18 protein-coding genes are annotated in these 14,453 nt (G+C 69.1%); 14 read left to right on the top strand and 4 right to left on the bottom strand.

Going from position 1 to position 14,453, the window contains the following annotated elements; translation table 11 throughout:
* Positions 1 to 11: 11 nt before the first annotated feature.
* From AB0F17_RS35005 to AB0F17_RS34955, 11 genes are all read left to right on the top strand, one after another.
* Complete coding sequence (locus AB0F17_RS35005) at positions 12 to 251, top strand: hypothetical protein (RefSeq protein ID WP_358031658.1); 240 nt, start codon at positions 12 to 14, stop codon at positions 249 to 251.
* Positions 252 to 256: 5 nt separating this feature from the next.
* Positions 257 to 538: a hypothetical protein gene (locus AB0F17_RS35000; protein WP_358031657.1), complete on the top strand. Its 282-nt coding sequence runs from the start codon at positions 257 to 259 to the stop codon at positions 536 to 538.
* 67 nt (positions 539 to 605) lie between these two features.
* On the top strand, positions 606 to 998 hold the full coding sequence (locus AB0F17_RS34995) for a hypothetical protein (protein ID WP_358031655.1): 393 nt from the start codon (positions 606 to 608) through the stop codon (positions 996 to 998).
* A gap of 259 nt (positions 999 to 1,257) precedes the next feature.
* Positions 1,258 to 1,410 (top strand): hypothetical protein, encoded by a 153-nt coding sequence (locus AB0F17_RS34990; protein WP_358031653.1) that lies wholly within the window; start codon positions 1,258 to 1,260, stop codon positions 1,408 to 1,410.
* A 189-nt stretch (positions 1,411 to 1,599) separates the two neighbouring features.
* The gene (locus AB0F17_RS34985; protein WP_358031651.1) at positions 1,600 to 4,650 is read left to right on the top strand and encodes a hypothetical protein; all 3,051 of its coding nucleotides are present in this window, start codon (positions 1,600 to 1,602) and stop codon (positions 4,648 to 4,650) included.
* Positions 4,651 to 4,730: 80 nt separating this feature from the next.
* The gene (locus tag AB0F17_RS34980; RefSeq protein WP_358031649.1) at positions 4,731 to 5,363 is read left to right on the top strand and encodes an IPT/TIG domain-containing protein; all 633 of its coding nucleotides are present in this window, start codon (positions 4,731 to 4,733) and stop codon (positions 5,361 to 5,363) included.
* Positions 5,364 to 5,540: 177 nt separating this feature from the next.
* On the top strand, positions 5,541 to 6,533 hold the full coding sequence (locus tag AB0F17_RS34975) for a hypothetical protein (protein ID WP_358031647.1): 993 nt from the start codon (positions 5,541 to 5,543) through the stop codon (positions 6,531 to 6,533).
* Positions 6,530 to 6,706 carry a hypothetical protein gene (locus tag AB0F17_RS34970; protein WP_358031645.1) on the top strand — a complete coding sequence of 59 codons (177 nt, stop codon included), beginning with the start codon at positions 6,530 to 6,532 and terminating at the stop codon, positions 6,704 to 6,706. Before AB0F17_RS34975 ends, AB0F17_RS34970 begins: the two co-directional genes overlap by 4 nt.
* Positions 6,707 to 7,120: 414 nt before the next feature.
* Positions 7,121 to 7,345: a hypothetical protein gene (locus AB0F17_RS34965; RefSeq protein ID WP_358031644.1), complete on the top strand. Its 225-nt coding sequence runs from the start codon at positions 7,121 to 7,123 to the stop codon at positions 7,343 to 7,345.
* Between the two features lie 665 nt (positions 7,346 to 8,010).
* On the top strand, positions 8,011 to 8,355 hold the full coding sequence (locus tag AB0F17_RS34960) for a hypothetical protein (RefSeq protein WP_358031845.1): 345 nt from the start codon (positions 8,011 to 8,013) through the stop codon (positions 8,353 to 8,355).
* Positions 8,268 to 9,254: a DUF6011 domain-containing protein gene (locus AB0F17_RS34955; RefSeq protein WP_358031841.1), complete on the top strand. Its 987-nt coding sequence runs from the start codon at positions 8,268 to 8,270 to the stop codon at positions 9,252 to 9,254. Before AB0F17_RS34960 ends, AB0F17_RS34955 begins: the two co-directional genes overlap by 88 nt.
* Positions 9,255 to 9,278: 24 nt before the next feature.
* Here AB0F17_RS34955 and AB0F17_RS34950 read toward each other — a convergent pair whose 3' ends face one another.
* Entirely contained in the window at positions 9,279 to 9,515 is a 237-nt protein-coding gene (locus AB0F17_RS34950) for a hypothetical protein (RefSeq protein ID WP_358031642.1), read from the bottom strand.
* 125 nt (positions 9,516 to 9,640) lie between these two features.
* On the opposite strand from AB0F17_RS34950, the gene AB0F17_RS34945 reads away from it, so the two are divergent.
* Positions 9,641 to 9,883 (top strand): hypothetical protein, encoded by a 243-nt coding sequence (locus tag AB0F17_RS34945; RefSeq protein WP_358031640.1) that lies wholly within the window; start codon positions 9,641 to 9,643, stop codon positions 9,881 to 9,883.
* A gap of 27 nt (positions 9,884 to 9,910) precedes the next feature.
* Here the strand turns inward: AB0F17_RS34945 and AB0F17_RS34940 are convergent, their stop codons facing one another.
* From AB0F17_RS34940 to AB0F17_RS34930, 3 genes are all read right to left on the bottom strand, one after another.
* Positions 9,911 to 10,177, bottom strand: a complete 267-nt coding sequence (locus AB0F17_RS34940; RefSeq protein ID WP_358031639.1) for a hypothetical protein — start codon at positions 10,175 to 10,177, stop codon at positions 9,911 to 9,913.
* Between the two features lie 30 nt (positions 10,178 to 10,207).
* Entirely contained in the window at positions 10,208 to 10,870 is a 663-nt protein-coding gene (locus tag AB0F17_RS34935; RefSeq protein ID WP_358031637.1) for a hypothetical protein, read from the bottom strand.
* 313 nt (positions 10,871 to 11,183) lie between these two features.
* Positions 11,184 to 11,768 (bottom strand): hypothetical protein, encoded by a 585-nt coding sequence (locus AB0F17_RS34930; RefSeq protein ID WP_358031635.1) that lies wholly within the window; start codon positions 11,766 to 11,768, stop codon positions 11,184 to 11,186.
* A 981-nt stretch (positions 11,769 to 12,749) separates the two neighbouring features.
* On the opposite strand from AB0F17_RS34930, the gene AB0F17_RS34925 reads away from it, so the two are divergent.
* Together AB0F17_RS34925 and AB0F17_RS34920 are read left to right on the top strand one after the other, a co-directional pair.
* Positions 12,750 to 13,682 (top strand): hypothetical protein, encoded by a 933-nt coding sequence (locus tag AB0F17_RS34925; protein WP_358031634.1) that lies wholly within the window; start codon positions 12,750 to 12,752, stop codon positions 13,680 to 13,682.
* Positions 13,683 to 13,766: 84 nt separating this feature from the next.
* On the top strand, positions 13,767 to 13,901 hold the full coding sequence (locus AB0F17_RS34920; RefSeq protein ID WP_358031632.1) for a hypothetical protein: 135 nt from the start codon (positions 13,767 to 13,769) through the stop codon (positions 13,899 to 13,901).
* Positions 13,902 to 14,453 lie beyond the last annotated feature (552 nt).

Here is a 14,453-nt window from a genome sequence, read left to right as displayed (position 1 = left end):
AGAGGTGACCGGTGACCGAAGAATCCGCCGAAGGCAGCCCGCCCGCCACATCCACGTCCGCGGGCGGCTCGCTGGGCGTGCGCATCCACGCCGCGCTCCTGGCAGGCCGCGCTGCCGCCGGCCAAGGCCTTCCGCCAGCCGCCAACCCGTACGCCGCGACCAGCCGCGACGGTGGTGACGCCCTGACGCTGTCGCGGCTGTTCATGTTTGGTTACTGGCAGGCCGCCGGCCTGCCAATCAGCGAGAGGTGAAGCCCTTGTTCGAAGTTCACGGGTACGTCAACGGCGTCGCCTACGCGGTCACCGTGGGCCGCCCCCGCCTGGAGGCGGCCGCCACGTACGGTGTCGTATCCGGTTCCCCCGTTGCCGTTGCCCTCATCGAAGCCCGCGAAGGCGAGACGGTGACACGGCCGCACATGATGCCCGTTGTCGTGGACGCTGGCGACGCCGCCGCCGTCCTGGTCGCATTACGCGCGTGGACGGACGTGAAGAAGGTCGTCGGCGACATCCCAGCGCTAGGGAACGGCACGCCCGCCTGAAACGAAGCGGCGCCCGCAGCTTCGCCGAACCCCGGACGTGCCTGTGCAGAGCTGCAACAATCCCCGCATGACCTCGCCGCTCGACGACATCGCCCGCAACAGAGCAGCGCTCCTCCCGCCAGAGCTCAAGGAGCTCATGGACGCGCACGACGAGATGCTCAAGCGCGCCTACCGGTGCGCTGTGCTCGCGGCCGACGCGGACGCGAGCGTGCTGCCCGTAGCGGCTGACTACGTTGACGCGGTTTGCGAGCTCGACGCCGCTCTCGCAGGCTCCCCCGTCGTTGTGGCTTCCCTTCGCCAAGCCGCCCGGCGCTTCAGCGAGATGTTCGACCTCACCATCCCCAACGGGGGTAGCGCCAGCGAGGACGAAGACGCCCTCATCGACGCCGTCCAGCTCCTCCGCGAGACGCTCGCCACCGTAGACGAAGCCCTAGCCAAGAACGCCCCCCGAGGGAACTGACCAGTGGCCGCGCTCGCCGGCGCAGCCACTCGCGCCATCAGCGCGTCCGTTCCCTCTGTCTTCCGCATCGAGAGGGCCTGAGCGAGGCTCCTCCAGCCGCGTCTCTGGCGGTATCCGTCGCAGTCACCGTCGCAGAAAATAACCATCCTGTAGTAGAATTCTGGCATCAAAGGGGCGAAGGTGTCGTTGGCGGGCCGCACGGCCCAGCAGCAAGATCACCGGACCCGCCACTTCCCCCGACTCTGCGAGGACGTAACGCATGTCGAGCACCGACGCCATCTTTAATGCGATCCGCGACCAGTGGATCATCGACCACCCGGGCATAGACCCGGACGACGACCCCAACTTCCTCCGTGCCGTACGCACCGCAGAGGGACAGGACCCCGAAACGGGCGTCCCCCTCGACGAGTAGCGGCACACGCGGCCCGGCTGCCGGCCAAGCCGCACCGCACGAAAGAGGGCGGCAACCCCCATGACCACGGGGTTGCCGCCCTCTTTCGCGTCCCAGCCCAACGCGACCTAAGCCGCTCAATTCGCCACCATCCCCGGGCGAGCGGCCCACACGAGGCACCGGCCGCTCCGTACCAGCCGGGGGGACACGTTGGGCCTGATCCAGTGGGAGCGCTACGGCGTCCGCTTCACCGCGGACGGTGCGCTCGACGTTAAAGCGGTCCTCGCGCCTGGTGACACGTGGCAGCCGCGCGACTGGCGAGGCCGCTGGATCTGGATGGGCGGCCGCGTCCAGCTGCGAGGCCGGAACCGGTACGGCACTGTCATCGGCGGCGACCAACGCCGCGGCGTCACTATCGCATGGGACGACGACCACACCAGCACCGTCGCCCCGCACCTGCTGCGCGTCGATACGCCCGCGCGCGCCCGCCCCCTGCGTGCTCCGCGCGGCGACGCCCTCTTCGACCTCGCCTCGCCGCCAGCCACCAGCCCCACGACAGCGGCACGGATGCCGGCCGTTCGCGACCGTATCCCCGCCGGCGCGTGGGCGCCCGCTCCGGACGGCGCCGCCCCAGACCAGGCCGCGGTCCGCTACCTGGCCAGAGAAAACGTTCGCGCCTGGCTGACCGAAACGAACGGCAGCCCCGTCGCCTACCTCGACCAGAACGGCGACGTGCGCCGCTACATCGACATCAGCCGGTGGGAAGCGGACGTCGCCCGGCTCGGCCTCCCCGAGGCGGATCCGCCGCGCGGACCCGCCGACGGCGTCCTGGACCCGGACGCCAGTCCGACCGGCGACGCCATCACGCACGTCATGTCCCCGGACGGGGTCGTGCACGCCTGGATGGTGCGCACGACGGGCGGCGCCGTCGGTTACGTGCGCGGACGCGACGGCCGAACGCGACGGTTCGCCCAGGTAGGCCGGTGGCGGCTCGCCGCACAGTCCGAAGGCGTCAGCGTAACCGCGCGCCGCGCCACCCCGAGCCGCCGCAGCCCGGCCAGCCCAGCTTTCGAGCAGACGCCCATCCCGGACCTGTTCGGCCCCGCACCCGTGGACGCGCTACCTCACCCGGCGTCGGCTGCCCCAGCCATCAACGTCGCCGACCTCGTCCCCGGCCTGCCCGGCTACGACGAAGACGACGCCGTCGGCAAACTCCGCGAACTCATCGACGGCGCCACGTTCGGAGGCCTCACCCTCCGCTTCGTCAACGCCGCCGCCACCGTCGGAGATAACGGCTCCGGCAAGTTGCGCTGGCGAGCCGACATCTTCAACGCCAGCGGCCGCCGCGTCGGCTCCACCGACCGCATCTGGCATCGCGAAACCGACGGCACCCTGTGGGCGAAGAACGACTTCATGTCGCTGCGCCACGAAGTCCGCGGCAACGGCTTCGCCGCCCCGTACAGCCTGTTCCTCGAACGCCACTACTGGAACGCTGGCTTCTCCCACGTGGCCGTGGATGCCGGCCTCGACGACGGCGGCTACGTGTGGGCGTCCGCAGGCTTTGACTTCGCTGATGCGCACTGGGCCGCCCGACGTATCGACGCGCTGCGCGAACTCGTAGCGGCGGGCGACGGCACCCGCGACGAGCTCGCCGCCGCAAGGGCGCTCCTCGACCGCGCGGACCGGCACGCGTTCGGCGAACCGGGATTCCCATCCGCCCGGGAGATCTCCCAGGTGGGCCGCCGCCCCGGGCAGAACTTCCGCGAACAGTCCTGGATCGGGTCACGCGCCATGCGCGGCTCAGGGTGGAACGGCATCAAGCGCAACCCGCTCCTTGCCGGCAACGACACCAGCACAGCCGAGGAACGCGCGACACCCGAACGCACCGACACCCCGGCTCCCGCCGAAGTACCTCCGGCACGTGCGACACCAGCAGCCAACGGCACCGTCGGCGCTCCCGCCCAGGCCGCAACGCCCCTACGCGCCGCCGACGACCTGGCCACGCCCGTGCCCGACACGACACCAACGAGCACGCCAGCCCCACCAGCTCCGGCCCGACGGCCACGACGGCAAGGCCCGCCGATCTCCACCCTTCGGCCAGGCCAGCGCATGCGCAACGGCCGCTACGGACCCGTCGCCGACATCACCGAAGTGCACCCGAACGGGCGCGGCGCCACCGTGGTGTTCACCGACGGCTCCACCCGCGTGCTCCGCGGCCCGAACATCCCCATCTCATTCGTCGTCACCGACGAAACCCCCACCAGCGCTCCCCCACCGACGCCAGCACGACGAACCGCCGCGGCAGCCGACCCCGGCATCCCCGACGCCGACGCCCGCCCCGAAAGGGCAAACCTGTACTTCAGCAGCCCCGACGGCCCTGGTGAAGCCTGGATACAGAACGACGGCCGCACCGCCACCTTCCACGTCCGCGGCCGCGACGGCATCGTCCGCCGCTACACCAACACTGTCGCCTGGGCCAACGCCCGCGATGCCGCCGGCGCCACAGAGCCCACGCCAGCGCCCACGCCCGCCGCCCGCCCAGCCCCGCACATCCCAGACCCGCCGCCCGGCTGGCTCGCCGGCGACGTCATCCCCCGCAACGACAACCCCGACCTCAACGCCATCAAAGAGCAGCTCCAGCAGCTCGTCGCGGGCCGCTCCTTCAACGGATTCGCCGTGAACATCACCGGCGTGACCGCCTACCACAACTCCGTCACCTTTGGCGCCGACATCCTCGACGCCAACGGCAGGCGCGTCGGCCGCACCGAACGCAAATGGATACGGAACGCCGACGGCACCATGTACGCATACAACAAGTACCTGGAGCTGGACGAACACGCGCGAGGCGGAGGATTCGCCCCCGTATGGGGCGCCTACCTCGAGCAGATCTACTGGGAGTCCGGCTTCGACCGCGTCGAAGTGCTCGCCGCTCTCGAAGACGGCGGATACGTGTGGGCTTCGGCGGGTTTCGACTTCAAGGCCGCAAGCGACGCCCGCGAGCTCATGGAGAGGCTGAGCCGTCTGCTCACCCAGGACGACCCACCGTGGCCAGCCGCCGTCCGATCAGCTGCCCGCGCACTGCTGGCCCGCGCCGAACGGCACGCGTTCGGTGAACCCGGCTTCCCGTCGGCGCGTGAACTGTCCCAGCTCGGCCGTCAGCCGGGCCAGAACATTCGTGAGCACTCGTGGCTGGGCATGGCGCTCATGCGCGGACGGATGTGGTCCGGCGTGAAGCGCAGACCACAGCGGGCGGACGTGTGAGCCAGCCGGGATCATCCCACGGCGCGCCATCAACCTCCCAAACGCGACGTAAGCCGACCCAGCAGCCACCATCCGCGGTCGTGACCAGAAGCAGGCAGCTGTGGCCGTACGGGCTCGCCATCGGCGTCTTGGTCAGTCTCGCCGGAGCAGCCGCCCTGTGGTGGACGTTCCTGCGGGCCGCCGACACCGACTTTCCCGAACCGGCGCCGCTGCCGCTGCTTCAAGCAGCCAGGAGGGGGCCTGCAATGACTCTGTACGGGGCGAACGGCGCGCAGCTGACGAAGGTGGCAGCTCAGGGCAAAAAGACCAACGTGCCCGTCACTGACCCGCTGATCAAGGTGACGGAGAACCTGTACGTCGACTTCAAGCCTGACGGCACCGCCTTCCCCGGCAGCGGACGCAAGTTGAAGTTCCCGAAGGACTCCATCATCCGGCAGTCGAAGCTCGACGCGTGCTTTCCTGCGGCGATCGTGGCGACGGTCAGCCCGGTGACCGGCCCGGCCGCCGGCGGCACCCAGGTCACCGTCAAGGGCACGGACTTCACGCCCGGCAGCACCGTAACGTTCGGCAGCACTGCCGCAACCGGCATCACCGTCGTGGATGAAACCACCATTCGCTGCACCACTCCGGCGAAGGCCGCCGGTGCCGTCGACGTGGCCGTCACCACAGACGCGGGCGCGGTCACCAAGACCGGCGCGTTCACCTACGCCTAACTCGCGCTGCTCTCGATGCTGATCGAGTGGCGTCGGGCGGGCATCCGGTTCACCGCATCCCCGTCCGGCGCCGACACGAAGGCGTACCGGCCGCAGATTCGTCATCGGGCTGCGGCCGGAACGCATGCACCAGGCGGAACATGGCAAGCACGGGGGTGGCGGGGCCGCTGGATCCGCATGGGCGAGCGCGTCCAGCTCGCCGGCCACGCCCGGCGCGGCACCGCGCAGTTCTCGGCCGACGGCCGCAACGTGACCGTGTTGTGGGACGACGGCGCCACGACCCTGGTGACCGGGCACAGGCTCCGCCCACTCCCCGCCAGTCGCACAGCAACAGCGGCACCATCACCTGGCCCGGCCGCCTCCGCCGCACGAACAGCTCCGGCCGCGCCAGCCGCCCCCGCTCCCGCAGCGGTTCCGGCCGGGCCACGCCTGGCCGACCTCATCCCCGGCCAGGACACCCAGCCAGACACCGCACGAGCGGCCGCCCGCGCCGGGCTCACCCGTCTCCTCGAAGGCCGCACGTACGGCGACGGCTACACGGCCACCCTTGACGACGTCACCACCGGCACCCACACGCCAGCCAGCGGCGGCGGCCACTACGTGCGCTTCACCGTCACCATTCACGCCGCCGACGGCAGCACCGCGGGGAAGTCCACCCGCAAACTCGTCCGCGATCCCGACGGCACCCTGTGGGCCGACCACGAGTACCAGGTGCTCGAGCCCGATCATCGAGGCCGCGGTTTCGGCTCGTCCTGGAACCACCACCTTGAGCGGCTGTACCGCACAGACGGGTTCGACCGCATCGAGCTGTTCGCCAGCGAAGACGACGGCGGCTACATGTGGGCCGCTGCGGGATACGACTTCGCCAACGAATGGAGCGCTACGACCGTCATCGGCAACCTGAAGCGGGAGCTTTCCGACCTGGCCTGGGCGCGCGACTCGTGGCCGGGCCCGGCCGACGACCCCAAGTTGCAGCAGATCCTCAACGACATCGCCATGCTCGAAGAGCTCCTCGACGATGCGCGAGCGGGATACGGCCAGCCTGCCTTCCCACTCGCGCATCGCATCTCCCAAATGGGTCGTCGCCCGGGGATGAAGTATCGTCGCGACGAATGGCTCGGCTCCCGAGTCATGGCCGGAACCGAATGGGAAGGAGTGCTGCTGCTGTGACCGATCCAGCGCGTGCGCTGTCGCGGCTGAGGTTCGAGTGGCGGGAAACCCACCCGGACGGACCCGACGACCCCAACGACGATTCCGCCTTCCTTCAGGCAGCCCGGGAAATCCTGGGACTGGACGCGGGAACCGGCCGCCGCAACACGGTAGAACGGCCCACGCCCGTTTGATCAGCCTTCCAGCGCGCTCCGGCGGACAGCTGACAGACTCCGCAGCGACAGTGTCCAGCCCAGCCGGATTGCGCACCAGCCCAGGGTTACGCGCCATGAACGCCAGCTCCCGAGCCATCAGGTCACGGATGGCGAGCACCCCGTCTACCTTCAAGACGCGGCCTGCGCGTCGGGACCGCCCTCGGGAAGCCGACGCGGCCGAACGCATCGCCGACCAGCGACACCATGCGAGCCCGCGCCATGAACCCGCTTCCGCTACCTCCGGAACTCCCACCTCTACCACCGCCCATTGGGCCCCGTGGGCGCATTTTGCGAGGCATAAGGCGACCCTGGGCGAGCCCTCTTTTCCTTCCGGCCGTAGGCCGCGGCGTATCGTCGTGACATGGGGAGCGTGGCAGCCGGCCGGGTGGCGTGATGGGCCGGCACTCCGTGGGGCCGAAGGGGCTGCGCGTTACCCCGGTGAAGTTGACGCCCACGAGCGAGCACTGGCTGTTCGCCCGGATGCGAGTGCCGACCGCCAAGGCCAGCGAGATCTGGTACAAGGTCACCAGGGACGGCCACGCTGTAGACGTCCCGGGCTACTACGAGCTGCAGGAGATCGTCCCGCCCTCGCCCACGTCATCCCCCAAGTGCGCATAGTCGCCGAACAGGATCAGCCGTGGCTGCTCCACGTCCGGGCCCCACCCGCATCGGCGCCACCTTCCGCACCCTGCCCGGCGCCGGCCACTTGGCCGTGGTGACCGAGACCGGCACCGGCCTGACGGTCACCAACGGCATCGAACACATCTGGGCCCAGCCTGGTCTCCCTCCACGGCCGGCCGCTGATGCTGCTCGAGCACTACCCGGCCCGCCTCGCCTTCAAGGGCATCGAGCAACTCGATGAGGCATGGGTCCCCGCTGGCGACAGCGAACCGTGCTGGCGCCCGATCTCGCCGATCTCGCCGGACGACCCGGAGCATGTCCTGCTGCAGGTGTGGATGGACGAGCACGAACGGCCCCCCGCCTCCTCGACGAAGCCGGGAAGGCCACAGCGACCGAGCGCACCTTCCAGGGCCGTGAGATCGAACGCAGCCCTGACCAGTTCGTGGCCCCTGCCGTCACCATGGCCGGCAAGGAGCCGATCCGGTGGGAGCGGACCACCATCACCGGATACAACCCCGACACCGGCAACCTCATCCTGTCGGGAGGAGAGCAGGTCACCCAACTCTTCGACCCCCACCCGTCCGTAAACCCATCACCGAAACCCAGGAGTGGCTCTACGACATTGCACGCGGCGTCATCCACCAGAACCCGGGGGAAGCTCCATGACGGACGCACTCGACCTGCCGGAAGGCGTCTACGCCATCCCCGACCCGCACAACCCGGACACGATCACCTACTGGCGGCGCCAGAACGCCAAGACCCGGCGCGGCACCGTCCCCAAGTTCCACGCGTGGCCGCCCAAGGCTCGCAATGGCCCCATCCTCTACAAGCAGAACGTGCCCGCCGGGCTGCACGGCACTCGGCGAATGGCTGTCCGCCCGGCAACGGACGAACCGCGCCCCCCCACGACCAGGCCGTCATCGACGCCATCGCCGCCGACCCGATCGCCGTCGGCCGCCGCTTCGCCCAACCGGCCCTCTGCTGCTGCCAGTGCGCCCGCGCCCTGATCGATGCGCTGTCCAAGGCGTACGGGATCGGCCCCGACTGCGGGAAGGCATCCCGGACGAGGTCCTCGCTCGGTACTTTGCTCCTCAGGTGGGCTCAGCCCACGCTGCCAACGAAGCCAGGAAGGCCCCAATTGATCACTATCACGCCCCCCGCCGCCGCCATCGGCACCGCCGCCGTGGACCTGATGACCCTGACCGTCAACGGCAGGAGGATGACGCTCACCGTCTTCCGGCAGATCCGCGAGCAGCCACTAATCGCCGACGACGGCACACTGAACGGCCAGCCATGGGGCGTCGTCAACTACCACCCCGACCGGTGCGGCGACAGCCAACTCACCCATTGGCACATCGTGTGGCAGCGCGGCACCGAACTGCTGCGCTCCCGCGTCCACGAGAAGCCCACCTTCGACTGGCCCACCCATTTCGCCCGCGCCGACCGCGTGTTCCAGTCCCAGGAGACCGATAGGTACCTCACCCTCGCAGTCCACGAATGGGTCAGCGGCCTCACCGAGACACTGATCTTGAAGGAGGTAGACACCCTCCGGGGCTACCACCCGGCGCTGATGCTCGTCCACGACGGCCTGTCCATGCACGGATCCGTCTCCGACATAGCCATCGCGGCAGTCCAGACCAAGCGCACGGCCGACAACCTCGGTGCCCTCCCCAATTGGGACAGCCCCTTCGCCGAGCAGATAAAGGCCGATCAGCAGCGAGCCATCGACGAGGCCGAGCAGGCCCGGACCGCGCTCGAGGACGAGGTGAACGGCTGGAACCTGACCCCCGCCGAGGTCAACCACGCCTACCACGCCGCCATTGCCGCCGAACTCGAACGCCGGCAGCGCCACCGTGACATCCGCGACGAACTCGCCGAGCTACCCCAGCTCTTCATCGCGCTATGACCGAGCCGTACGACGTCGGCGAGCTCAGTCGTTAGAGTCGCGCCCCTCACGCTCCACCTTTGACGGGCGCACATCAGGAATCAAGTCCTCCCGGATTTCCTCCAGCAGGTCCGCCGCACTCTCGATTCGCAGCCGGAACGCATTCACGAACAACGTGGGCGCGCCCATCTCCTCCATGCGGCGAGCGCTGTCCAGCAGCGACCGCAACCATCCGACTGCCAGGAGATACTCGCGCTCCGCGTCACTCGCCACACGCCCCATACTCCTGCTCCTGGCGCCTTTTGCGAGGCATTCACGCGCACGCGCGCGAGCCGGGCCCTCCTGCGCGGTTGAGTGGGTCCGGCGTAGTGTCGGGCCATGGTGCGCTCGGCGAGGTGGGCGGTGTGATGGGCCGCTATCTGGAAGGGCCGGATGGTCTGCGTGTCGAGCCGGTCGAGCTCCGCGCCGGCACCGCGCATTGGATCTTCGCCCAGATGCGCGAGCCAAGCGCCCGGCCGGGCGAGGTCTGGTACAAGGTCACCCGGGACGGGCATGCGGTCGATGTCCCGGGTTACTACCAGCTGGAGGAGATCGTCTCTCTTGCGGAGCTGCGCGAGGTCGACGAGGGCGCCGGCACCGAGACTGCATGATCATTGTGTACGCAATGGGCACCTGGGTTACCGCGTCCTCCGCCCCCGGGGCAGCGCACGGCGTTGCGCCGGCGCTGTGGCGGGCTGGTCGACGCGTTCGGCGTGGGCGCGTTGCGGGCCGCGGTCGGGTGCGAGCAGCACCTCGAATACGACGCGGCGGCCGTTGCCGCGGTGGCTGAGCTGGGTGGTGCTGCCGACGACGAGATCGGGGCAGGCGCGTAGCCACGGGATGGCGATCGCGAGCACCTCGTCGGCTTCGGCAGCGTTGTCGTCCATCGCGCGGAATTGGGTCACGGGGATTCTCCTCCGGTCGTTCAGGGGGCGTCAGAGGGTGACGAGGCGGCCGTCTTGCAGGTACACGCCGATGGGGCAGCGGCAGTCCCCAATGCAGGAGACGCTGCAGATCTTGCAGCACTGGCAGTAGGGGCTGCCGCCGCAGTAGCAGCAGTGCTCTACCGGTCGCTCCACCATGCCCGAGCTGTTGCAGTCCCAGCAGAAGCTGATGCCGTCGCAGTCGCATTCGGTCTCGTCCTCGTACTCACCGCACAGCCCGGCTGGGCACTCCCATTTGCCGTCCGCGCGCATCTTGTCTTCGCGGGCGCGGTCCTCGGCGTGGCCGTCTGGCGTGCGGCGCAGGAACACCGCGGCGTCGCCGGCGAGCTCGGTCGGCCATTCCTCGACGTGGCGCTCCCAGCCGTGCCCGGCGAGCGCCTTGTCGAGGCGGGCCGGGTCGAGCGGCACGGTGTCGGGCCAGAGGGGGAACGGCCGGTAGCCGTAGACGCCGGCGTTGTCCGTCTGCCAGTAGCGGGCGGCGGTGATCTCGATCCACCAGGAACAGCCGGCCTTGACTATGCGGGCCTTGACCGGCTGCTTGGGCGCGATCGACTGGTCGGCCTCGTTGAGCTTCTGCAGCGCCTGCTGGTAGGTGAGGCCGTGTTCGGTGGCGTAGGCGGTGACCTTGGCCTTGCGGTTGCTGTGCTTGGTCACAGGGATGTCCTTCCGGCGGGGGCCACGCACCCCACCGCAGGACGAGGCCGCGTAACGCGGGAAGTCTGGCGAGGTACGTCGATCCGCTCAGGACCTTCTCTCCCCGTCATGCGCTGCCCGTCTGCGTGGGAGACGGAGGTCAGCTCCGGGGAGACGGCTGGCGTTGCAGCCGTTGACGGGAATGTACACGACGGCCGCAGCCGACGCACTTCGTTACTGGCCGGTAGCGCTAACGGCTGTACCGTGGCCTGAGCTCCAAGCTTGCAGGCTTGATTACAAGCCATCAGGCTTTTAAAAGTCCACCGCTCGGAGTTCACGGGGCGAGCAGCCGGCCAAGGGCCTGCCGCCACACGTCGCCCGGGGTGGTGACCTGGTCGGCCAGCGCCTTGTACTGCGCCCACAAGGTCGGCGCCCGGTGCTCGGTCACGACCTCGGGGTGGTTGTCCCGCCAGCGGCGCAGCTCCCCGATCGCTTCCGCGCTGGTGTGCCAGCACGCCGCGTGCACCCGGGCCACCAGGTCCGCGGGGAGTCGCGCGTTGATCTTCGCCGGCCATTGCTGATCGACGCTGCCCGGCCACCTGCCCGCTCTGGGCGCGATGTTCGGCACCGGCGGCCAGTCGTGGTCCCAGCCGCGCCGCGTCAGCTCGATCCGGACGGCGTGGGTCATCAGGGCGTCGACGGTGTCGAGCAGTTCGCCGCGCTCGCGCATGTCGGCGATGTGTGCGCGGGCGGCGGCCCGGATCGATGCTCGTTCGACGGCGGTCATGTCCCAGGTGACTTGCCATCGGGGATCGGCCAGGACCTGCCGGCGGGCGGCGGCTTCCTGGGGAATGCGCTGTGTGAGCAGGTCGCGTAGGTGCGCGCTGACGCGGGGGGTTATGGGGGTGACGCCAGACATAAAGGCAGTGTGCCTCAATAGAAGCTGGCAGGCATGAAATGAAGCCTGCAAGCTTGAAAAACCGACTGGCGGGCCGTCGGCGCGTGCTCGGGGCTGCCGTTAGCGCGAGGAGGCTGGAGAGCCTCGCGCCGGCGGGAAGTTGGGCTGGCTACTTCTTCGCGCTTGACTCGGTCCTGGCGATCTGTGGGCGCGCGAGGGGTCCGGTGGTGTGATGTGCATCACACCTAGTTGATCAAGGCGTGGAGAAGATCAACGAACGTCACCCAAGGTAGACGCTTGATCACACCCCGAAACGCTACAGGCATTAAGCGCCACCCGCCTGATGTGCCGCACCGCCCGTGCGGGCGCTTTCCGAGGCACTTCCCACGCGCATGTTCTAACGTGGTGGAAGCACCTTTCCTGAGGGAACCCGGTTGACCTCCGCGGAGTCAACCGGCTCCGATTCCCCCATCGAGAGGTGCCGATATGGGAGAGAAGAAGCCCCGCTTCCCCAAGCGGGCGAGATGGCCCGAACCGAAGAACATCGCGAAGATCATTCGCAGGGTTCTGTTCGTGGTGGAGGTCATCTGGCGCTTGGTCGGTTGAGCCCGGAGGTATCAGCTCCAAACTCAACCCATGACCAACGCAAGTAGGTAAGCAAGGGGTGTCTCGCGCTTCTGCTCGATCGACGGAACGCGAGGCGCCTCTTCCTACGCCGCCTTCACGCCTGACTTCACGCGTTAAGACGGCCAGCTATCCATCCGGCTTACCTTCGACTGTACATCGCCGACGGTGTTCGCTGCAGTGAGATGTAGGGTCCTCATTGCATCCCCTGACTTGTTCGGCCGCACTACAAAGCTCACTTCTAACGTTCTGCTCTTACAGCCGTATGCGGAGCTTCCACTCGTAGCGCTCGCGCTAAGCCTTCATCGGCTACTACGCCGAAGACGTAAGCGGCGGGATCGTCTACCTTCCCTCTCCCCGACATGGAGAGGTCCCCGCATGCCTCCGAACACCGACGACCTGCGCGCCCTGCTCGACGGCATGTTGGACCGGATGCCCGTCGACGTGTTCGTGGACGAGGCGACCCGGCTCATCATGGGGCCGTTGCACGACCACCCCGTCCTGCAGCAGATCCGCGAACGCCGCGTGGCCGCCCTCGCCTTGTGGGTGGACGCGGCCGGTGAGGCGGTCGAGCAGGTCATCACGGGCGAGCAGGCGGCCGACCTGCGCGGCCACTTCGAGCAGCTGCGCGAACGCGCCGAATGCGACAGCCGGACCAGGGTGCCCCCGCTCGGCCCCATCGTGCCCGGTCAGCAGTGGGCGACGGTGTACGGCGTGCGGCTGCTCATCGAGGACCGGGCGCCCGTGCTCGGCGAGTACATCGCCGGCAGCGGCCCGGACCGCATCAAGGGCGGGATGACGGCGATCGCCAAGCAGCTGCTCCCCGCTGGCACCGCCGTGCACGTGCACGGCTACTCCTACATCTCCGCCCACCAGTTGCGGTACGGGATCCGGGAGGAGGTGATCTCGACCGCGAAGGCGCGGCTCGCGAAGATCCTCGACGCGCCCCACTTCGTCGCCGTGCTCGCCGCGGAGGACCTGCAGCCGTATGCGTACCCGGCCGAGGCCAGTCGCGACCAGGAGGGCTGGAGGATCATGTACGGCTTCACCTTGCAGGCGATCCCGGGCGCAACACAGTTCATTGTGTTCCGGCCGGGCCCAAGCCTGCCGCCCGGGTTGCTACGTCCCGACCGGGCCGGCTGCTGGGAACGTCGCGGCGCAGTGGGCGACCTGGCCTGCCTCCAGGTCGTCCACGACCTCGGCCTGTCGCGGATAGCCGGCACGGTGTCGCTACTCACCGCCAGAGCGACCGGCCGCGTAGAGATCAACCAGGACCGCACTGCGGCCGAGGTGTACGACGTGACCCTGTGACCCACCAGCTCACCGCCGAACAGGCGGCTGCGCAGCTTGGCATCGCCCCCGAGGACCGGGCCGCGTTCGTGTGCTCGTGCCCGCATGCAAACGCTGGCTGCGGTTGAGAACGAGCTGCAGCAGCTCCGCAACGAGCTGGAGGCCGTCAACGATGTGCTCCACGCCACGGCATCGACTACCCGACCGGCGCCCGCGGCGTACGAGACCTGGCCGGGCTGATGGACGGCGCCTTCACCGCGCGGTGGCCGCCGCGACAGGTCTACAGTCCGCCAGCCCGGTAGCCGGGCATCAGCCGTACATGCGGCACGACGGCGGGCTTGTCGTCTACGAGGCCGCCAAGCTGCACCCGGCCACGCCCGTCCTCTCAAGACCCGAGCGGTGGGCGCCGTCGTGGTCAGCTACGAGCCCCCGCGAGAGAACCTGCTGGCCCGCCCCGTCTTCTTCCCGGACCCGTGCGTGTACGTCGAGGTGAAGTCGGCCGACCCGGACGATGGCGACCAGTCGCTGCCGTTCCGCTCCCGGTCGAGACGGCAGGAATGGGTGGTCACGATCCCTCTGCCGGACCCCGATGGCGCGGCCGCGGCCGTGGTGCTGATCGCTCATGCGCGCGAGGTGACCGTCACCGCGCACGGCGGATATGGGCGGCACGCCTGCAGGTGGTCGGCGAATACACCCGCAAGAAGTGACTTTCTGCAACAGAGTGGCCGGGAAACACGGGCCGTGCACCTACGGATAGTGACAAGAGCGTGGGCGGGTACGGCCCTCCCACGC

Source organism: Nonomuraea sp. NPDC026600 (assembly GCF_040638335.1).
Lineage (GTDB): Bacteria > Actinomycetota > Actinomycetes > Streptosporangiales > Streptosporangiaceae > Nonomuraea.
Note: the sequence above shows the minus strand (reverse complement) of the source record. Positions and strands in the feature narration are given on the sequence as shown.